The organism is Shewanella sp. cp20, from assembly GCF_000832025.1.
In the GTDB taxonomy this organism is placed as follows: Bacteria; Pseudomonadota; Gammaproteobacteria; order Enterobacterales; family Shewanellaceae; genus Shewanella.
In genome coordinates, this window is record NZ_JPII01000048.1 from 251,622 (window position 1) to 271,979 (window position 20,358).

Sequence of the window (20,358 nt, forward strand, 5' to 3'; positions counted from 1 at the left end):
GAGTCAGCCCCAGACCTTAAGGCGCCGGGGCTGATAAATGGGCCTATCTTTTGTAGCGTGTCAGTCGCGACCATCTTGAGATGGTCAATTATCTTTCACTAATAGGCACCACTTTGCGCGGCGCAGAACCGATATAATCCGCACTCGGTCTGATGATGCGGTTGTTAGCGCGCTGCTCCATCACGTGAGCCGCCCAGCCAGTTAAACGCGAGCAGACAAAGATAGGGGTAAACAACTTAGTCGGGATCCCCATGAAGTGGTAGGCAGACGCGTGGAAGAAATCGGCGTTGCAGAACAGCTTCTTGGTATCCCACATATACTCTTCACAAGCCACAGAGATGTCATACAGAGAGGTATCACCGAACTCTTTGGCCAGCTTTTCAGACCAGGCCTTGATGATCACGTTACGTGGGTCTGATTCGCGATAGATGGCATGACCAAAGCCCATGATCTTCTCTTTGCGTTCCAGCATACCCGCCATCTGCACCTTGGCATCTTCTGGCGAGCTGAACTTCTGGATCATCTCCATCGCCGCCTCGTTAGCACCACCGTGTAGTGGGCCGCGCAACGAGCCGATAGCACCAGTAATGCAAGAGAACATGTCAGACAGCGTCGAGGCACAGACGCGCGCGGTGAAGGTTGAGGCGTTGAACTCATGCTCAGCATACAGAATCAACGACACATCCATCACGCGGCGATGTTGATCCGAAGGCGTCTTGCCGTTCAGTAACTTAAGGAAGTGACCGCCTAGCGAATCTTCATCGGTCACACAGTCGATCTCGACGCCGTCGTGACTGAAACGATACCAGTAACACATGATGGCAGGGAACGCCGCTAGCAGACGGTTAGCCGCTTTATGCTGCTGGCTGAAATCCGTTTCTGGCTCCAGGTTACCCAGGAAAGAACAGCCGGTACGCATCACGTCCATTGGATGTGCATCGGCCGGAATACGCTGCAGCACCTCTTTCAGAGTCTGCGGCAGGTCGCGCATCGACATCAGCTCGCTCTTATAAGCATCGAGCTGGGCCGCATTGGGCAGTTCGCCATTAAAGAGTAGGTATGCAACCTCTTCGAAGGTGGCGTTGTCGGCCAGATCCGAGACATCGTAACCACAATAGGTTAAGCCTGAGCCTGATTTGCCCACTGTACATAACGCTGTTTCGCCCGCACTCTGTCCACGTAGTCCGGCGCCGCCTAATTTTTTATCTACCATAACGTCTTCCTATTATATTTTTGTCTATCCCTAGTACTGCATCATCTAGGTTGTAGGGGGTATACTGTCAATTTGGCCCACCTTAGGCGGGCCCTTAGGTGTTACTTGTTCTTACCTTCGGCAAACAGGCTGTCGAGCTTCTGCTCGTAGTCGTGATAACCGAGATAGTCATACAGCTCCATACGGGTCTGCATGGTATCGAGTACCGCCTTCTGGTCGCCGTCGCGCAGAATGGTCTGATAAACATTCTCCGCCGCCTTATTCATGGCTCTAAAGGCACTTAGCGGGTAGAGCACCATGGCGGCGCCCCACTGTCCCAGCTGCTCGCGATTCCACAGCTCTGTCTGACCAAATTCGGTGATATTAGCCAGGATGGGCACATCTAAGGCCTCGGCGAAGGCGCGGTAATGCTCCTCTGTTTTAACTGCCTCGGCAAAGATACCGTCGGCGCCGGCAGCCACATAGGCCTTGGCACGTTCGATGGCCGCCTCTAGGCCTTCCTGGGCGAACGCATCGGTACGCGCCATGATGAAGAAGTCTGGGTCTGTGCGCGCATCTACCGCCGCCTTGATGCGATCGACCATCTCGTCAACCGAGACGATCTCTTTGTTAGGGCGATGACCACAACGTTTCTGAGCCACCTGGTCTTCCATGTGTACGGCCGCCGCACCGGCCTTTTCCATGTCCTTGATGGTCTTGGCGATGTTAAATGCCCCGCCCCAGCCAGTATCGATATCCACCAGTAGCGGCAGATCGCAGGCCGAGGTGATACGCTGCACATCCGCAATCACGTCATTTAACGAGGTCATCCCCAGATCGGGCAGACCATAAGAGGCGTTTGCCACCCCGCCGCCTGAGAGATAGATGGCCTTGTGGCCGATCTGCTTGGCCATCATGGCCGTGTAGGCATTAATGGTACCGACAATCTGTAACGGCTTATTGTCGGCCAAGGCCTGACGGAATTTCTTTCCTGCGCTCATGCTCGCTTCCTCTTATGACTGAATTGATGAGAGTTTGTTTCTGATGTTGTTTCTTGAATAGGTGATATGTCTGCGCATCAGCATCTCGGCCAGCTCCTGATCACGATTGGCGATCGCCTGCACTATGTGTCTGTGCTCATCGTAGGCGGTAGTGACTCTGGGGCCCGCCATGCCAAGCTGTACGCGGTACATACGCACCAGATGGTAGATGCCGTCGAACAGCATAGAGATAAGATGCTTATTCTTGCTGCCCAATATGATGCGGTAATGAAAATCCACATCGCCGGCCTCTTGGTAATAGGACTCACCTTGTTTGACGTCTTGAAAGTGGCTGATAAGCAGGGCTTCGAGCTCGGCTATCTCTTCATCACTCATGTTCTTCGCCGCCAGGCGCGCCGCCATGCCCTCTAGGGATTCACGGATCTCATACAGGGCGAGAAGCCCCTCCTCGCTCAAGGCCACCACTCTGGCCCCTACGTTGGCGCGGCGCTCGACGATATGACAAGATTCGAGACGATTGATCGCCTCGCGGATCACAGCCCGGCTAACGCCATAAGTTGTCGACAATTCTGTCTCGCTCAGCTTAGCGCCCGCCGCTATCACTCCTTCAACAATGTCTTGCCTGAGTTGATAGAAGGTTTTATCTGCCGTGGTCACGGGCGTTTGGCTGTATCGGGTCATGATTATTGTGATCGCCGTCAAACAATTAGTTGTCGACAATATAGCCGCCAAATTCACCTTTCTCAAGCCAAACACATAAAATTGTCGACAAAAAGGCTTGTTTTTCGACTAAAGTCGTAACGAATTCGATACAAAGTAAGAGAGAAATCATCCCGGAAGCAGGTCATTAAACCGTCATATAGATTTAAACCGTGCAAGCTAATCGACCCGTTATATCGACTCGCACGCGCACTTGAGCATGGGTGTTGGCTAACGACAGCCTCCAAGTAAATCCACTAAGATTGTCGACAAATCACCACAACCAAGTGAAACCTTAGGAATCTCTACTCGAAACAAAGATCGAGCCTTGGCTAATCTGTGCTAACATCAGCCCATGTTTCAATAATTCACCCCAGAAATGATCCCACATTCCATCGACGCCACCGCTTTATCGCCCCAATTTGACTTACCCCAGGTTGACCAGCTTAAGCCAAATCTTCACAGTCGCCTCCTCGGCCAGGAGCGCACCCTAGACGCCTTCAACCTATTGGCTAAAGCAAAGAGTCAACATATGTACCTGGCCGACCAAAGCGGTATCGATAGGCTGGCGTTGATAAAGGCATTAGTTGACTATCAAGGCAACAGGCCCACTCACTACCTTAATCGCCAGGCACCGGATGCCCTCCTGGCATGGCAGACTGAAGCTGGAGAAGAATGCCTTTGCCAGGCGGGCAAGCCTTATCGCTATTTGAGCGGCGCCATTAAACGCCGGGATCTCATCGGTCATCTCGATAGTCATAACCCAAATATCTATCACCCCGGCGCCCTGGCCGACTGCGATTACCTGTTTATCTGCGCCGAGTCGCTGTGGAAACGCGAAGCGCTGTGGGAATTGGTGATGGAGGCCGCCCACGCAGGTGAGTATCTGCTGCACTCTGGCTGGCCAGCAATCCCCCTACACAGCAAGATCATTCTGGTAGGCAGTAGCAGCTTATATAGTGTCAGCTACCTTGAAGAGCGCAACTTTCCCGCAGCCTTTCCGCTGCTAGGTGAATTAGTGGATGAGATAGATCTCAATGAATTTAGCGAGTTGGATTATGGCAATTACCTGATGGAGATTGCTAACGCCAATGGACTCTCCTTAACGCAATCGGCCTTGGCGCCACTGTTTAATCACAGTGCCCGCCTAGCCGAGCATCAACGCCATCTGAGCCTGGAGACTCAAGGAATAAGCCAGCTTATGGTTCAGGCCAGCCTCTACGGCAACAGCAAGGCGTTAAATGGTGACAGTGTCACTCTGGCCCTCGCCAGACACCAGGCTCGCCACAATGCGTCTCAGAGCCTGTCGGCACAAAGTTTCGATGATAACTTTATTAACCTACCGACCAAAGGCGCCATGATTGGCCAGATCAACGGCCTGACCGTGTTAGACGCCGCCGAATATACCTATGGTGAACCTGCGAGGATCACCGCCGCCGTGCACTATGGTGACGGTGAAGTGGCCGATATCGAACGTAAGGTAGAGCTGGGTGGCAACATACACGCCAAGGGCTTGATGATCCTCACCTCCTGCCTCTACCGTATCTTCGGTAAAGATGCACCATTGCACCTTAATGCCAACATAGTGTTCGAGCAGTCTTACCAGGAGATCGATGGCGACAGCGCCTCGCTTGCGGAGTACTGCGCCCTGATGTCGGCTATTGCCGAGCAGCCGATTGACCAAGGTATCGCCGCAACCGGCGCGATAGATCAGTTTGGTCAGGTGCAAGCCATCGGCGGCGTCAACGAGAAGATCGAAGGCTTCTTCGATCTATGTCAACGTCGTGGCCTCACGGGAACTCAGGGGGTGATCATCCCCGCCTCCAACGTTCAGCAACTCAATCTGGCCCCTGCGGTCATCGCCGCCGTAGAGGCAAAAGAGTTTCACCTGTACCAAGTCGAGCATACCGACCAGGCCGTGGCCATCTTGATGAACAAACCCGCCGGCAGCCGCGATGACAATGGCCAATTCCCCGAGGAAAGCCTATATGGCATGGTGCAGGCGCGATTAGAAGGACTCGCGGGTTATCCCGATGAAGAGCGATCTTTTTTTGCCAACTTGCTCCAGAAACTGAAACTTTCTAGCTGATCGGAGTTGTTTGGCGTACACGTGTTAGCTAACCTTGGCGACTCAAATTGCTAGAGTGAAGTTAACAATGAATAAAGCTAACAGTTTCAGTAAAGAAGAATTGGTCGCCTGCGGCCACGGTAACCTTTTTGGCGCCAACTCGCCACGCCTGCCTATCGACAATATGTTGATGATAGATCGCATCACTAAGATCAACGATGACGGTGGTGAATTTGGTAAGGGTGAAATTGTTGCTGAACTGGATATCGATCCATCACTCTGGTTCTTCGATTGCCATTTCGAGACAGATCCCGTGATGCCAGGCTGTCTGGGTCTTGACGCCATGTGGCAACTGGTTGGCTTCTTCCTCGGGTGGGAAGGTGCCCAGGGTAAAGGTCGCGCACTGGGTGTTGGCGAAGTGAAATTCACCGGTCAGGTACTGCCCGATGCCAAGAAAGTCACCTACAAGTTAACCATCAAGCGTAAGGTCTATAGAAAGCTAGTCATGGGTATCGCAGATGCCGTGATGGAAGTCGATGGCCGCGAGATCTATTCAGCCACAGATCTGAAAGTCGGTATCTTTACCGATACCTCAAGCTTCTAAGCAATTATCATTGCGCTAGATATGAAAATGCCCTCTAAACAGAGGGCAAACAGCTAAATCACTTGTTGAACAGGCCGCTGAGACGGCCATCGACGCCTTCGCGCCACCCTCCGAGCCATTGTGATTTAGAGTCTAAAGTAGAATAAGGACAGTTATCCTTCGAGCGGCCACCTATCCCGGCCTGGAATCCCTTTGAAAAAGCTCTATCGAGACGATCTCTTTTTTGTCTTTTCATGCAAGCATCCTCTGTTCTCAAATCCTAAAGGCCGAAGCCTCATCCATAGAAATAGAACTTTTTCATCACGAGATCAATCAAAAATTTACCTTTCGAAAGGGTTATTATTTAAACGCATGAGTTCCTTATTAATAAAAAATCGGGGCATAAGCCCCGATTTTTAGTTCAATAAGTTCTAATGGCCCTTAGACCCGAGCGCGGCGTCTCAGCCAGACTAGAGGCAATAGCAACAACCAGGCAAAACTGGCGGCGCCTTTGCGCTCATAGTTACCGTTACCCGAGTCATCTTTCTCTTCTACTTCACAAGCTGAGCCCGATGTCGTTGGCTTAAGCACCACCATACGCGGCAAGTAGGCCGTTACCGGCTGACCATTGGCGTTGAGTTCGAACAATGGTTTACCATTCTCGCCTATAACCAAGTTGCCGTCTTCATCATATTGGTAAGAAGGCTTACGAATGAAGGCGGTACCCACTATGGTGCCATCATCGTTAATGCTGCTAGCCTCTACGATGCGGATCTCACTATCGTAGTAGAGTGTCTTACCGTCACCGTCGACCACCTCGACCTTATTCCGGCTCCACTCGCCGGCATCATCTTTAACATAGCCTTTCGATTCACACACAAGAAGATCATCGATGACACTAAACTCATCGCTTGCCTTGTCATACAGGAAGGCGCCCTTCATACGTGGCTTCTCTTTCTCTGAGGTCACTTCCACGTAACCCACTACCTGATCTTTGTTGTTAATATCACGTGGACGAGAGCTACGGTCGGACATCACCTTATAGAAATCATTAGGGGTCACGAAGGTGGGATCTTCGGCGTTGGTATCCAGATAGAAGAACTTGTCACGCAGATAGCCTTCGATGTAGCGACGATAGCTACCCACCAAGATACCATTATCGTTGACGTCATAGGCCACAGAGGAGAGCTGATCGTTAGTCATCTTCACCCAGTGATATTGGTAAGCCCCTTGAGCATCTTTGACCCAATAGGCGGCATCGAATGCCAACTTATCCTTATCATCGTTACGGTAGACATGGGAGCGGCCAGCGACAACTCCCTGGCTATTGACACCAAGACCTTGAGCGGTAAACACGCTGTCTGAGGTCGACTCAAGCCCTAACGGTAGCTCGGTTGGTGTCACATCTGTGCCATCAAACTGCCACACAAACCCGCGCGTCTGATAGAGAATACGGCGTACATTGTTACTATCTGGATATTGGTCCCTCTGCACACAGACGTCGATAGGATAGGTTTCACCGGTAATACAGTTATCGACCCGTGTCTTACTCGACTTGGCCAGATCTGTGGTCGCATAACCCGTAATAAGGTTATTGTCGTTGATCGCGGTTGCAACCGACACACCACCCACGACCACATCGGTATCATCCTTACTGTAGACGGTATAAGGTGGTACCAGTGCGATGTCAGTTCCCTCGGCGGTCTTGAGGAAGCCACGCTCCTCAAATTCACGGTAGTACCAGAACTCCTGGCCTTCAGTCTCACCTGTATATTCGGTTTTCAGTTCAGGGGCGGTATAGCTACCGACCTTAATGCCATTGTTGTTGATGCCGTAATAATAGGCATTGATGGAGTTAATGGTCTCCGGCAAGGCTTCGTCGGTATCTTTAGGATGCGTCGTGCCAAAAACGGAATCGAAGGTTGGGATCCAGCTGCCGCTCGCTCCATTGCCATCGGCATTGAAGGTGAAGTTGTTGGCAATGATAGGCTTGTTGATAGAGTAAGACACCAACTGCTCGGGCGGGATGCCATCTTCGATATCGATGGCGCCACCAGTCTCGTCGTCTACTTCAAGCTTCTTCTTACCCTTAGAGATACCTACCATCTTATCTTGCTGATTGACAAACATGCCATAGCCGTTGATGGTCGACTCTAGCGTGCCGTTTAGATCATAGTCATCGATATTCTGGATCTCATAGACAGGTGCAGCATGAGCCGTCTGCAGCGCGGTGATCACTCCGGCGGCAACTAAAGAGATGGCTCTATCAAACTTCAACTTCATGTAATTTTCCTATTATTCTATCGTCTATTTGAGAGCTTCTAGCTCTTCCCAACGTTCGAAACACACTTCCAATTCCTGCTCCAGTGCCGCCAGTTCATTTAATCGACTACTGACCAGATCTTGTGCTTGAGTATAAAAATCGGCTTCATTGATGACCGCCTGCAAGCTTTCTATCTCGGTTTCGAGTTGCTCCATCTTGGCAGGCAAGGCATCGAGTTCTCTCTGTAATTTATAAGAAAGTTTCTTCTCCGCCTTAGCGGCGGCCTTCTTAACCGGCTCGGCAACCTTGAGTTGGACAGCTTCCTTGGCAACTGGTTCCTCAGAATAAAATTTTGCCCCCTGAGACACGGCATCTTGGTAACCCCCGACATATTCACTCCAGCCACCGTTGCCGGTGAACCACCAGGAGCTGGTGACAGTGTTGTCGATAAAGGCACGGTCGTGACTCACCAATAACAGAGTGCCCTGATAATCGGTCAACAGCGACTCTAGCAACTCTAAGGTCTCAATATCAAGATCGTTTGTCGGTTCGTCGAGAATGATCAGGTTTGCCGGCCTTAGCAGTAGACGCGCCAGCAACAAACGATTCTTCTCGCCGCCAGAGAGCGCCTTAACCGGTGTCCGGGCGCGCATGGGCGAAAACAGGAAATCCTGCAGGTAGCTGAGAATATGCCTGTCCTGGCCATTGATGGTAACCGTCTTCTTACCTTCGCCTACGTTGTCTTCAACGGTTTTTTCCGGATCCAGCGCCTCTCGATACTGGTCAAAATAAGCCACTTCCAACTTAGTGCCGACCTTCACCTCCCCCGACTGCGGCGCAAGCTGACCAATCAATAGCTTGATCAGGGTCGACTTACCACAACCGTTAGGGCCGATAAGTGCGATACGATCGCCGCGCATCACAGAGGTGGTAAAATTCTTCACCAGGTTCTTGTCGGGCAGGTTGTAGTTAAGATCCTTGATATCGAATACCAGCTTACCCGAGCGCTCGGTATCGGCCACCTGCATCTTGGCGCCACCCTGACGGTTGATACGCGCCATACGTTCCATACGCAGCGCCTTCAGGGCTCGCACGCGACCCTCGTTGCGGGTGCGACGCGCCTTGATCCCTTGGCGGATCCAGGCCTCTTCTTCGGCCAGCTTCTTGTCGAATTGGGCGTTTTTCTCCTCTTCGACCCTCAGCCACTCCGCCTTACCATCAAGATAAGTCTGATAGTCGCCAGGCCAGGAGGTCACCACACCTCGGTCGAGATCGACGATGCGCGTCGCCATGCGCTGAATGAAGCCACGGTCGTGACTGATGAAGACGATGGCGCCGCGATAGTTAAGCAGGAACTCTTCTAACCACTCTATGGTGTCGATGTCCAGATGGTTGGTGGGCTCGTCGAGCAATAGCAGATCCGGCTCGCTCACCAGGGCGCGGGCCAAAGCCACCTTACGCTGCCAGCCACCGGACAGGCTCGCCAGACTCGCGTCGGCGTCTAGTCCCAGCAGTTCACAGGTCTGATTGATGCGGGTATCGAGCTGCCAGCCGTTGAGATGATCAAGATCCGATTGAAGACGCTCCATCTGCTTGAGCAGACGCTCCATCTCCTTTGGATCGGCATGGGCAACATCGTGAGAAAGCTGATGATAGCGCTCGAGCTTCTCACCCACTTCCTGCAAGCCGGCCGAGATATAGGCATACACAGTGCCCTGCTCCGCCTTAGGCGGATCCTGCTGTAGTCGGCTGACCTTAACGTCGGTCGCAATGTTAAACTCGCCATCGTCGAGTAACACCTCACCGCCGATCACCTTCATCAGGCTTGACTTACCGGCGCCGTTGCGGCCCACAATACAGACGCGCTCGCCCGCCTCTATGGTAAAGTCGGCATTTTGCAGTAAGGGGGTGTAGCCATAGGCCAATGAGCCGTTATTTATACGAACCAGACTCAATTTATGCTCCTGTAAATTGTTGCAACTGCTCGTTATCGAAAGGCCAGCCTAACTCGGCGCCATCGGCCTGACGTAACAACACTGGGATACGCACGCCGTAGCGCTGCGCCAGTCGCTCGTCATCGCAGATATCCTGCAAGACAAAATCGATATTCAGCGCGCTGATAAGCGCCTGAGCCTGCTCGCAAAGATGGCAGGCATCGGTATGAAAAAGAATAAAGGCGCTGGTGTTAGGCATGCTGAATCAACCAGGTGTTATGAATGTGCGGATTACGCTTATAGTCCAGCGGCAGTGTCTGCTTATCCAAATTAGTGATCGACAAGCCAAGCGCGCTTAACGCCTCGCTATCCATCTTGAATTTGCGCTTGTTGTTGGAAAACAGGATCTCTCCGCCCGGACGCAACAGCTTGACCAACGCGGTCAACAACTTGACATGATCACGCTGCACATCGAAAGAGTCTTCCATACGCTTAGAGTTTGAGAAGGTCGGTGGGTCGATAAAAATCAGGTCATACAGGGTATCGCAGTCATCTATCCACTGCAGGCAATCACTCTGAATAAACTGATACTGCTTGCCCTTTAGGCCGTTTAACTCAAAGTTATCCTGCGCCCAGTTAAGGTAGGTGTTAGACATATCGACCGTGGTCACCGACTTAGCACCACCCAGCGCGGCGTGAACTGAGGCGCTGCGGTATAGGCAAACAGGTTGAGCACGTCTCTGTCTTTGGCCTTCTCGCCCACCAGTTTACGGGTGAGTCGATGATCCAAAAACAGGCCTGTATCCAGGTAGTCTCTCAGGTTGAGCTTAAACTTGGCACCGTACTCTGTGGTGACCAGCTCGAGCTTAGTGGTATCCAGCTTCTGGTATTGGTTAGTGCCCTTCTGACGCTCGCGGGTCTTAAGGATGATCTTATCGGGATCGACCCCTATGGCCTGGGGCAGTACCAGCAGAACATCGGTTAGGCGACGCTTGGTCACCGCCTCGGGAATCGACTTAGGCGCCGAATACTCCTGAATCACCACATGATCCAGATAGATATCGACCGCCACATTGTATTCGGGAATGTCGGCGTCATAGAGACGATAGCTGTCTATCCCCTCGCGCTTGGCCCATTTACTCAGCTGCTTGTGGTTCTTCTTGATACGGTTACTAAAGGCTGTAGCCACTTCGCTCACCTCACCGCCCTGACTCAGCACCTGGCTAGGGTCTAGGCGTCGGGTGCTGTTGGCATGCAAGGTATAGAGGTTAAAGGCACATTCCAGCGCACCGTTATACATCTTCATCTGCTTGTCGGCCTTAAGCTTAAGAGCAGAGAGGAGTTCGATGTCGCTGTTAAGTACCGCCACCTGCCAGCCACCAAATTCGGCCTTGAGCTTATCCCCCAGCTGATAATAGAGCTGCAACAGCGAGGTGACGTTACCCAGACGCTCACCATAAGGCGGGTTGGTGATCAGATAGCCCTGCTCCACCGGCGGCGTGACATTGAGGGCGTTGGCCACTGAAAACTCGATAAGCTCAGCAACCCCGGCATTTTGGGCATTGCGCTTGGCCAATGCCACCAGACGCGAATCGATATCTGAGCCATAAAACTTGATCTCACAGCGCTTGATACCGATAGAGGCGCGGGCCTTTGCCTCACTAAGCAGCTCCTGCCAGTCGGCATTTTGATGGCGTAGCCAATGCTCGAAACCGAAACGACGACGCTGCAGCGCCGGGGCGATATCGCAAGCCATCATGGCCGCCTCGATCAGTATGGTGCCGCTGCCACAGAAGGGGTCGAGCAGATCTTTAGGCGCCTGCTGCCAGCCACTACGAACCAACATGTTTGCCGCCAGATTTTCCTTCAGCGGCGCCTCCCCTGTGGTGGAGCGATAACCGCGCTGATGTAGCGCAGGACCCGAGAAGTTAATCCCTAGGGTGATCTGACCCCGGCGATAATGGGCATCTATCTTAAAATCGGCATCGACACGGGCCACATCGGGACGTGAGCAGCCATCGTCACGAAAACGGTCAACGACCGCATCCTTTATCTTAAGCGCGCCAAATTGTGAGTTCTTGATAAAGCCACCCACACCGTGAAAATCTATGCTGAAGCTACTCTTATTAGAGAAATGGGTCTGCCAGTCGATGCAATAAGCCGCATTGTAGAGCTGCTCGGGATTCTCGCAGGGCCCCTTATAGATCACCAGAACGATACGGCTGGCGAGTCGTGACCACAGGGTGATACGGTAAGCCAGATTAAGGGGAGCAGAGAAATAGACGCCGGCAACGCTTTCCTTAATCTCGGCGGCGCCCAACTCAGCCAGTTCCAAAGACAGGGCGTACTCATAGCCTCTCGGGGCTGCGGCAAAAAAATTCAACATGGATAGATAGACACACTTCAAAAATCAATCCGTCATTATACCTTGTCCTCAGAGTAAATGATAAAAAGTTCTGCCAAATGAAGGTTTAAAATTTCCTGGTTTGCGCGTTAAGCCAGCACTTTGCCTGATAAATAAACGCTTGGTAAGAAATTCACGACGGCGACTTGCATTGCAACGCTCATGTCGATATAGTTCGCCCCGCTTTGACGCACTGAGTACCCAACGGCAAAAGCTGTAGGCACCACAGAGGTTAGAGTGAACATCCGGACGCGGGATGGAGCAGCTTGGTAGCTCGTCGGGCTCATAACCCGAAGGTCGTCGGTTCAAATCCGGCTCCCGCAACCAATTCCTCAAACAAGAATTAAAACGGTTTGTATCACATCGGACGCGGGATGGAGCAGCTTGGTAGCTCGTCGGGCTCATAACCCGAAGGTCGTCGGTTCAAATCCGGCTCCCGCAACCAATTTCTGATTAACGCATATTGTAGATCGGTAAAGTGATGTAAAAGGTTAAAGCGCCCCATTCGGGCTCGCAATATTAACCGCAGCAAAGGTAGTCGATTTAAACCCACTACCCCAACCAATTCCTCAAACAAGAATTAAAACGGTTTGCATCACATTCGGACGCGGGATGGAGCAGCTTGGTAGCTCGTCGGGCTCATAACCCGAAGGTCGTCGGTTCAAATCCGGCTCCCGCAACCAATTTCTTTCGTAGCAAGAATCAAAACAACTACAGCGTATCTCACGGACGCGGGATGGAGCAGTTTGGTAGCTCGTCGGGCTCATAACCCGAAGGTCGTCGGTTCAAATCCGGCTCCCGCAACCAATTTCAGATTTAACCCTCTTTATATACTCAATCGTAGCTCGCCTGATTCAACTCGCGATATTAGCTTCGAAGGTCGTCGACGGTATGCCGCCCAGTTCAAATTCGGCTCCCGCAACCAATTCTTAAACCTCAGTCAAATCATCTAATTTAAGTCTGCCATACATACGACGACAGTCGTCCACGGTATGCCCCAGTTCAAATCCGTCCCCGCAACCATTTCTAAAACCTCAGTCAAATCACGCTATTTAAGTCTGCCATGCATACGACGACAGTCGTCGACGGTATGCAGAACAGTTAATAACATCCGGCTCTCACAACCAATTTCTTATGCCCACCACCTTATTTCTTACGCTTATTAAACCACCCTGCTCAGTGCATCTGGCTATGTTAGAAAAGCCAAGTTAACTTGGCGCGCCATGCTATCTAGAATTGCAAACTAGCATTTGAAATCAATAAACTTGTGACACCTGCAGTTAGGCCTGTCTTGCTCCGGCTAATTATTGAGATTTTATTTTAAGTTTTAATCTGTCGATTCAAAACTCAACAAATGATCATAAAACAGACAGTTAAGTAGCAGAGATTAATAGAAGAAGAGATTAGAAAGTAAAAGAAAGGCAAGCCTGATGGATCGAAAAAATGATTTACAGTCGACGATTGCAATAAAATAAATAGATCAAAAACATCAGCCATAAAAATAGGGAGCCTCGGCTCCCCATTCGATTAAATTTTGTCTTGCTTATTAAGCCGCAGCGATCTGACGATTCGCCTTTAAGGGATGTAATCTATCGTTCATCACCTTAATGCAATCGAATTGGCGCATAGCCTTGCTGTCACTCAGGCACAATTCGGGCGATAACAACATCACCAAGGAGGCCTGAATATTAGACTCAACCACCAGAACCTGCACCACTTCGCCTTGGCATTTCAACTGAAACACCTTGCCCAGTTCACTGTATACACAGACGGCAGAAGTCTCAAAAAACCACGACTTAGGCATCTGAGGTTTTAACAGAAAATGGGCCGCGGTAGCATTAAGTGCCAGCTGCACCCTTACCGCGTCGGCAATATTTAATGACTTACCAATACGCTCAATAAACTCAATATAGAATTTAGCGTGATCGACATTAAATTCCGTGGTTGCCAGGGCATCAGGAATAAGTGCTTTCGTTTTATAGGGAGTCAGAAATTCCATATCCGAACCTAACGAAACGCTTAAAACCCCATACGAATCGTTATATATCCATTGCCAATCCCTTTGTGGCATTAATAACATAACGTGTACCTATATACCTTAATACAGCTCGATAATAGATGATATTTCAGCCAATATCAAAAAAAATATTACAAATATGATATAGATAACAACATGTTATTGCGATCAAACGCGATCTAATTAAGATCGCGCGATCGCTTTTAGATCTAAATTAAGATCTTATTTACTCTTGACGCGATATGCATCGACGATCTCTTTAATTAATTCTGGTCCGCGATAAATAAAACCAGAATAAATTTGTACCATAGTTGCGCCCGCATCCAACTTATCTAACGCGTCGGCAGCACTATTAATACCGCCAACACCTATGATAGGCACCTGACCCTTCAAGCAATCGGCAAGCTGTTTAATCACTTTTGTTGACAATGAATTCAAAGGCTTACCGCTTAGCCCACCGGCTTCGTTAGAATTCACCAAGCCGCTTACCCCATCGCGCGTCAGTGTAGTATTGGTGGCGATAGCGCCATCGAACTCATTGCGGATCAGAGACTCGGCAATCTTCTCTATCTCTTCTGGCTCAAGATCTGGCGCGATTTTCAACGCGATCGGCACATACTTACCGTGACGTTCGGCAAGATCTTTCTGCTTGGCTTTTAATGATCCCAATAGATCATCGAGTAAATCCCCGTACTGCAAACTGCGCAGACCCGGAGTATTTGGTGAAGAGATATTTACCGCAATATAGGCGGCATAAGGGTAAACCTTTTCCATACAGATAAGGTAATCTTCTTTGCCCTGCTCTACCGGCGTGTCCTTGTTCTTGCCGATATTCACCCCAACCATGGCACCCGACTTGGCCGCCTTCAGGTTTGCCACCAGATTATCGACACCCTTATTGTTAAAGCCCATACGATTAATAATCGCCTTGGCGGGCTTTAAACGAAATAGGCGTGGCTGATCATTACCCGGCTGTGGACGCGGAGTCACAGTGCCCACTTCCACATGGCCAAAACCCATGGCGTGGAACGCATCGATACACTCGCCGTCCTTGTCCATACCGGCGGCTAGACCGACAGGATTAGGAAAGGTCAATCCCATAAACTCGACAGGGGCCGCTTGCAGCTTCTGTGCATAAAAGCAGTTTAATGGCGAATTCGCAGTTGATTTCAGACCGCCTATAGCAAGGTTATGCGCCTTCTCGGGATCCATCTGAAACATCACTTTCTGTGCGATTTTGTAAAACATGCATTCTCCTAGACCGAAAAAAGCCCCGGCGATTGCCAGGGCTCATAACTAATTTTTATTTTTTACGATTGACCTTCGCAATGAAGGATCAACAGATTCAGCTCACGTAGGGCGACTGAGAACTTCGCAAACTCGTGGGTCTGCGAGGTCTTAAAGTCTGCAAGCATGTGGAACCATCTCTCCAATAAGCCCTGATTGGATTCGACCCACTGATCGATAATGGCGTCAGCATCACAAACCGATGGGCAGGTACGTAACACTGCAGAACTCAGTGAACGTTGTTGCCAATCGAGCTCTTCCCTAAATGCCGCTCTCGCCAGCGCTTGCCAGTGGTTCGCCACTGGCTGCGCACTGATCTGCTCGAGGAACCAGTGCAGGTCGATACGAGCACCTAACTTGTAGTAGGTCTCGGCAACCAAGGCCACAGGCTTGTCTTCCAGCTCGGCAATTTGCGAGATGTCCAGCGCAGAGAACAGTGTGCTCATGTTCACGACATCGGTCGCAACCTGCTCTGGTACACCTTCTTTCACCAGCGCTGCAATCTCGGCACGGATGCCGTTGACTTCATCTTCCACCAGATACTGATGAACGTTCTGACGAAGCTCCTGGAACACTGGGCTAAAGAAGGCCACAACCTGCTCGATGCTTTGGTTACGGTTACGATGACGTAAGAACCAACGACACGCGCGGCGTAGATTACGACGCAACTGATGCAGCATCTCGCCTTGAACCACAGCAGGCACCACACCGTTTAACGCCGTGATCGATTTAGTTAAATCAGCTAAACCAAATACTTCACGGGCCATAGTGTAGCAGATAGCAGCTTCGGCGACTGAGGCACCTGTCTCATCTTGCATACGCTGAACGAAATTCAGCCCCATGTCGTTAACCAACTCGTTGGCCAGCGAGGTCGCGATGATCTCGGCGCGCAGCGGATGGTTAACCATACGCTCGCTGTACTTCTCTTGCAGTTGACGAGGGAAGTATTCGATCAGTAGCTGGCTTAGGAAAGTATCATCGGTAATTTCCGGCGTCAGCAGTTGCTCCTTCAATACCATCTTGGCATAGGCTACCAGTACAGATAGCTCTGGGCGAGTCAGTGACTTCCCGTTTGCCAGGCGCTCTGCCAGCTCGTCATCACTTGGCAGGAACTCAAGTGCTCTGTCGAGCTTGTCTTCCTTCTCCAGGTAATGGATGAAGCGGATCTGCTCTTTCAACTGCTCGGCGCCGCGCACTTGAGTCACAGAGATGGTGCGGGTCTGATCCTTACAGTCTTGCAGTACGATGCGGCTGACTTCGTCAGTCATCTCAACCAGCAGACGGTTACGCTGTTTAACTGTCATCTCACCTTCGGCCACCATGGCGTTAAGCAAGATCTTGATGTTAACTTCGTTGTCCGAACAATCCACACCACCAACGTTATCAACGAAGTCGGTGTTCATGCGGCCACCATTGGCAGCATATTCGATACGGCCAAGCTGGGTACAACCTAGGTTACCACCCTCACCTATGATGCGCGCCTGAACCTCGTTACCATTGACACGCAGTGCGTCGTTGGCGCGATCGCCCACCTCGGCATGAGTCTCGCTGGTCGCCTTGATGTAAGTACCGATACCACCGTTCCAGATCAGATCCACCTTCATCTTCAGCAGCTCTTTAAGCAGCTCGTTTGGTGTCATCGATGCCTTCTTGGTGTCCAGCATCTTCTTCATTTCTGGCGTCAGTGTGATTGACTTGGCCGAGCGCAGGAATATTCCGCCGCCCTTAGAAATCAAGTCCTTGTTGTAATCTTCCCAGCTTGAACGTGGCATCTCGAACAGACGTGCACGCTCTTTATAACTGCTGGCAGCATCAGGATTCGGGTCGATAAAGATGTGCATATGGTTAAATGCAGTCACCAGACGGGTGTGCTCAGAGAGCAGCATACCGTTACCGAATACGTCACCGGCCATGTCACCGATTGCCAAACAGGTGAAATCTGTCGTCTGACAGTCGATACCAATTTCACGGAAGTGACGCTTAACCGATTCCCATGCACCGCGGGCCGTGATACCCATCTTCTTGTGGTCGTAACCGTTACTACCACCCGATGCAAAAGCGTCGCCTAACCAGAAGCCGTACTCTTCAGAGATGGCGTTGGCGATGTCTGAGAAGGTCGCGGTGCCCTTATCGGCGGCCACAACCAGGTATGGATCATCTTCATCGTGACGTACCACGTTCGCTGGAGGAACAATTTCGCCTTCGATGATGTTGTCAGAGATATCCAGCAGACCGCGGATAAACAGACGGTAGCACTCTTGGCCTTCGGTGAAGAAGGCATCGCGGCCACCTTCACTCGGCAGTTGCTTACAGACGAAGCCACCCTTGGCGCCCACAGGCACAATTACAGTGTTCTTCACCTGCTGCGCTTTCACCAGACCCAGTACCTCGGTACGGAAGTCTTCACGACGATCGGACCAGCGCAGGCCACCACGGGCAACCTTGCCACCACGCAGGTGCACACCCTCTACCCTTGGTGAGTAGACGAAGATCTCAAACTTAGGCAGCGGGCGCGGCATCTCAGGGATCTCTTCAGGTGAGAACTTGAATGACACGTAAGGCTTGTTGTTACCATCTGGCAGCACCTGATAGAAGTTGGTACGCAGAGTGGCGTTGATCAGATCCAGGTAACGACGGATGATACGGTCGTCATCCAGGCTAGACACCTCTTCCAGACGCATATCAATCTGTTCAACAAACTTAGACAGTGTGCGTGTCTTCAGCTTAGGGTTGAACTTACGGATAAACATCTTCACCAAGAGATCGGCAATTTGTGGATAGCTGCTGAAGGTCTCTTCGATATAGGCCTGACTGAAGGTCGCATCGATCTGACGCATATACTTAGCATAGGCACGCAGTACAGAGACTTCGCGGCCAGAGAGGCCAGTTGCCAATACCAGACGGTTAAAGCCGTCATCTTCTAATTCTTTACGCCATACCTGAGACAGGGCCGTCTGGAATCTGTCTTGGCTATCGGCCAGATTATCGACCGCCGCGCCTTGCACTGTCATCAAGAAGTCCAAGATCCAGAAGGTTGAACCATCGGCGGTCATCACTTCATAGGGACGCTCGTTGATCACACGCAGGCCGAAGTTTTCCAGCATAGGCAATACATCTGACAGATGGATTGGCTCATCCTTGTGGAAGAGTTTCAGGCGTACCTTGTTGTCTTTTAAAGCCGTTTCCTGTGGCTGATAGAAGAGCATGCCAAGCTTGTGATCGTCATCTAATGCTTCCAGATGCTCGATATCGACCACGGCAGAGCTAGGCAACACATCTTCTTTATAGCTGCGAGGGAAGGCATTCACATAACGTTTAACCAGACGGTTACCCGACTCTTCGCCTTGGGCAGTGATAAGCGCTGTGTTTAACTTGTCTTCCCATGAACGCGCAGCTTCAATTAGATTGTTTTCGATGGCAGCCACATCTACATCCGTAATATTATTATCGACTTTAACTATATAGTGAGTACGCGCGAGCGTAGACTCAGAGAAATAAGTTGTAAATTCAACATCTTCTTTAGTGTTGAAGTGTTGCGCCAAAATACGTTGAGTATCTTCACGCAGCTTAGTGTTGTATCTGTCTTTAGAGACGTAAACCAGGCAAGAGAGGAAGCGACCGAAGCCATCCTTGCGCACAAACAGCTTAAGTTTGTCGCGATCTTGCATCTCCAGAACACCGTGAGCCATGCTGGCCAATTCTGATTCTCGCGCCTGAACCAGCTCATCGCGTGGCAAGGTTTCCAGAATGTGCATCAAGGCCTTGTAGTCGTGCGAGTGCGGCGTCAGGCCAGAGTCGTCCAGTACGCGCTGCAGCTTCTCTGCCAGCAGCGGGATCTCACGAGGGCTGCGGTTGTAAAGGTTTGAGGCATACAGACCGATGAATCTATCTTCACCGATCACGTTACCCTGCTCGTCGAAACGCTTGATGCCGATATAGTCGACATAGGCTGGGCGGTGTACACGGCTCTTCTCTGTGCTCTTGGTCAGAATAAGCAGGCTGTTGTCGAGCGCTTCTTTACGTGCGGTATCTGACAGGCTAGAGAGCATGAGTCCCTTAGAACTCTTAGGCTTACCCGGTACATTCATCAGACCAAGGCTGGTCTCGTTAACTGGCAACAACTCGAGATCACCTTCGACCTTGTGCAAGTCATAACGGCGGTAGCCCAGCAGGGTGAAATGATGGTTGTTGAGATAGGTCAGGAAGTTGATGGCCTCATCCAGATCACGCTTCTTACCCGGGAAAGGGCGGTCGGCCAGCTCGGCGATGGTCTCGCTTAGCTTATTAGACATCGCCTGCCAGTCGTTGACCGATGCAGCCACATCACCCAATACAGATTGGATCTCTTTCTCCAGGCTCTTGATATCGGCATCGCTACTCAGTCTGTCGACTTCGATCAGGAACACGGCAACCTTGTCGTTGCTCTCATCCTTATCGTCGTTGTAGCTAACACCAGTGATCACGCCCTGATCACGCTTCACGGTTAACGGCGTGTGCAACATCATGTGAGTGGTGATGCCCATGCGGTTAAGCGCCATGCCTACAGAGTCAACAAGGAAAGGCATATCTGGTTGAATCACCTCGATGATTGAGTGGGATGATTTCCAACCATGCTTAGATTGACTCGGATTAAACACGCGAATATGGGTCTCGCCAACAGGCGTCTTGTTCGCGGCATTCCAAAGGCTGAGGACGGCGCCGTAAAGATCACTGTCATTGCGGTGCTGCAAGTCATCTTTCGACATATGGGCATAAATACAAGTTGCGAACTGTTCAACTTGTTTGGCTTGTGTATTGGGAACTTTCGAATGAATTAGGCTGACTACGTTCTCGAGTAGTACTGAAGGCATTGCATCTTTCAAGGCCATGTTGCTGTTTCCTTTAGGGTCTATGGCAGCGTTTTTGTAATT

The 20,358-nt window shown here is 50.9% G+C and carries 12 protein-coding genes, 4 tRNA genes and 1 pseudogene; 6 read left to right on the forward strand and 11 right to left on the reverse strand.

Features of this window, described 5'->3' with window-relative positions; genetic code table 11:
* Positions 1-88 precede the first annotated feature (88 nt).
* The 3 genes from prpC to DB48_RS17045 all read right to left on the reverse strand — a co-directional run bounded on the left by prpC (position 89) and on the right by DB48_RS17045 (position 2,874).
* Positions 89-1,213 carry a bifunctional 2-methylcitrate synthase/citrate synthase gene (prpC, locus tag DB48_RS17035; protein WP_041511379.1) on the reverse strand — a complete coding sequence of 375 codons (1,125 nt, stop codon included), beginning with the start codon at positions 1,211-1,213 and terminating at the stop codon, positions 89-91.
* Between the two features lie 101 nt (positions 1,214-1,314).
* A complete protein-coding gene (gene prpB / locus DB48_RS17040; protein ID WP_041511380.1) occupies positions 1,315-2,193 on the reverse strand; it encodes a methylisocitrate lyase in 879 nt (292 codons plus the stop codon).
* 12 nt (positions 2,194-2,205) lie between these two features.
* Positions 2,206-2,874: a GntR family transcriptional regulator gene (locus DB48_RS17045; RefSeq protein ID WP_041511381.1), complete on the reverse strand. Its 669-nt coding sequence runs from the start codon at positions 2,872-2,874 to the stop codon at positions 2,206-2,208.
* 397 nt (positions 2,875-3,271) lie between these two features.
* On the opposite strand from DB48_RS17045, the gene DB48_RS17050 reads away from it, so the two are divergent.
* Entirely contained in the window at positions 3,272-4,981 is a 1,710-nt protein-coding gene (locus DB48_RS17050; RefSeq protein ID WP_041511382.1) for a S16 family serine protease, read from the forward strand.
* A gap of 67 nt (positions 4,982-5,048) precedes the next feature.
* Positions 5,049-5,564, forward strand: coding sequence for a bifunctional 3-hydroxydecanoyl-ACP dehydratase/trans-2-decenoyl-ACP isomerase (fabA, locus tag DB48_RS17055; RefSeq protein ID WP_041511383.1), 516 nt, complete (start codon positions 5,049-5,051; stop codon positions 5,562-5,564).
* A gap of 58 nt (positions 5,565-5,622) precedes the next feature.
* Here the strand turns inward: fabA and rmf are convergent, their stop codons facing one another.
* The 5 genes and pseudogenes from rmf to rlmKL all read right to left on the reverse strand — a co-directional run bounded on the left by rmf (position 5,623) and on the right by rlmKL (position 12,126).
* On the reverse strand, positions 5,623-5,799 hold the full coding sequence (gene rmf / locus DB48_RS19970; protein WP_082035666.1) for a ribosome modulation factor: 177 nt from the start codon (positions 5,797-5,799) through the stop codon (positions 5,623-5,625).
* Positions 5,800-5,984: 185 nt separating this feature from the next.
* On the reverse strand, positions 5,985-7,826 hold the full coding sequence (locus tag DB48_RS17060; protein ID WP_041511384.1) for a DUF3466 family protein: 1,842 nt from the start codon (positions 7,824-7,826) through the stop codon (positions 5,985-5,987).
* Between the two features lie 24 nt (positions 7,827-7,850).
* Complete coding sequence (locus DB48_RS17065; protein ID WP_041511385.1) at positions 7,851-9,761, reverse strand: ABC transporter ATP-binding protein; 1,911 nt, start codon at positions 9,759-9,761, stop codon at positions 7,851-7,853.
* A 1-nt stretch (position 9,762) separates the two neighbouring features.
* Positions 9,763-9,999 (reverse strand): glutaredoxin family protein, encoded by a 237-nt coding sequence (locus DB48_RS17070; protein WP_041511386.1) that lies wholly within the window; start codon positions 9,997-9,999, stop codon positions 9,763-9,765.
* Positions 9,992-12,126, reverse strand: a pseudogene (gene rlmKL, locus DB48_RS17075) (bifunctional 23S rRNA (guanine(2069)-N(7))-methyltransferase RlmK/23S rRNA (guanine(2445)-N(2))-methyltransferase RlmL). The gene DB48_RS17070 and the pseudogene rlmKL overlap by 8 nt, the downstream one beginning before the upstream one ends.
* A gap of 268 nt (positions 12,127-12,394) precedes the next feature.
* Here rlmKL and DB48_RS17080 point away from each other — a divergent pair.
* The 4 genes from DB48_RS17080 to DB48_RS17095 all read left to right on the forward strand — a co-directional run bounded on the left by DB48_RS17080 (position 12,395) and on the right by DB48_RS17095 (position 12,951).
* Positions 12,395-12,471: transfer RNA gene (locus DB48_RS17080), tRNA-Met, on the forward strand.
* Between the two features lie 41 nt (positions 12,472-12,512).
* Positions 12,513-12,589 (forward strand) — tRNA-Met (locus tag DB48_RS17085).
* Between the two features lie 161 nt (positions 12,590-12,750).
* Positions 12,751-12,827 (forward strand) — tRNA-Met (locus DB48_RS17090).
* A 47-nt stretch (positions 12,828-12,874) separates the two neighbouring features.
* A tRNA-Met gene (locus tag DB48_RS17095) sits at positions 12,875-12,951 on the forward strand.
* Positions 12,952-13,690: 739 nt separating this feature from the next.
* Here the strand turns inward: DB48_RS17095 and DB48_RS17100 are convergent.
* The 3 genes from DB48_RS17100 to DB48_RS17110 all read right to left on the reverse strand — a co-directional run bounded on the left by DB48_RS17100 (position 13,691) and on the right by DB48_RS17110 (position 20,316).
* Positions 13,691-14,224 carry a cell division protein ZapC gene (locus tag DB48_RS17100; RefSeq protein ID WP_041511387.1) on the reverse strand — a complete coding sequence of 178 codons (534 nt, stop codon included), beginning with the start codon at positions 14,222-14,224 and terminating at the stop codon, positions 13,691-13,693.
* 159 nt (positions 14,225-14,383) lie between these two features.
* Positions 14,384-15,409, reverse strand: a complete 1,026-nt coding sequence (gene pyrD / locus DB48_RS17105; RefSeq protein WP_041511388.1) for a quinone-dependent dihydroorotate dehydrogenase — start codon at positions 15,407-15,409, stop codon at positions 14,384-14,386.
* A gap of 62 nt (positions 15,410-15,471) precedes the next feature.
* The gene (locus tag DB48_RS17110) at positions 15,472-20,316 is read right to left on the reverse strand and encodes an NAD-glutamate dehydrogenase (protein WP_041511389.1); all 4,845 of its coding nucleotides are present in this window, start codon (positions 20,314-20,316) and stop codon (positions 15,472-15,474) included.
* Positions 20,317-20,358: the final 42 nt, after the last annotated feature.

Coding starts and splice junctions, on each gene's coding strand:
- prpC (WP_041511379.1), bottom strand. CDS start 1,213: ATGGTAGATAAAAAATTAGGCGGCGCCGGACTACGTGGACAGAGTGCG.
- prpB (WP_041511380.1), bottom strand. CDS start 2,193: ATGAGCGCAGGAAAGAAATTCCGTCAGGCCTTGGCCGACAATAAGCCG.
- DB48_RS17045 (WP_041511381.1), bottom strand. CDS start 2,874: ATGACCCGATACAGCCAAACGCCCGTGACCACGGCAGATAAAACCTTC.
- DB48_RS17050 (WP_041511382.1), top strand. CDS start 3,272: ATGATCCCACATTCCATCGACGCCACCGCTTTATCGCCCCAATTTGAC.
- fabA (WP_041511383.1), top strand. CDS start 5,049: ATGAATAAAGCTAACAGTTTCAGTAAAGAAGAATTGGTCGCCTGCGGC.
- rmf (WP_082035666.1), bottom strand. CDS start 5,799: ATGAAAAGACAAAAAAGAGATCGTCTCGATAGAGCTTTTTCAAAGGGA.
- DB48_RS17060 (WP_041511384.1), bottom strand. CDS start 7,826: ATGAAGTTGAAGTTTGATAGAGCCATCTCTTTAGTTGCCGCCGGAGTG.
- DB48_RS17070 (WP_041511386.1), bottom strand. CDS start 9,999: ATGCCTAACACCAGCGCCTTTATTCTTTTTCATACCGATGCCTGCCAT.
- DB48_RS17100 (WP_041511387.1), bottom strand. CDS start 14,224: ATGTTATTAATGCCACAAAGGGATTGGCAATGGATATATAACGATTCG.
- pyrD (WP_041511388.1), bottom strand. CDS start 15,409: ATGTTTTACAAAATCGCACAGAAAGTGATGTTTCAGATGGATCCCGAG.
- DB48_RS17110 (WP_041511389.1), bottom strand. CDS start 20,316: ATGGCCTTGAAAGATGCAATGCCTTCAGTACTACTCGAGAACGTAGTC.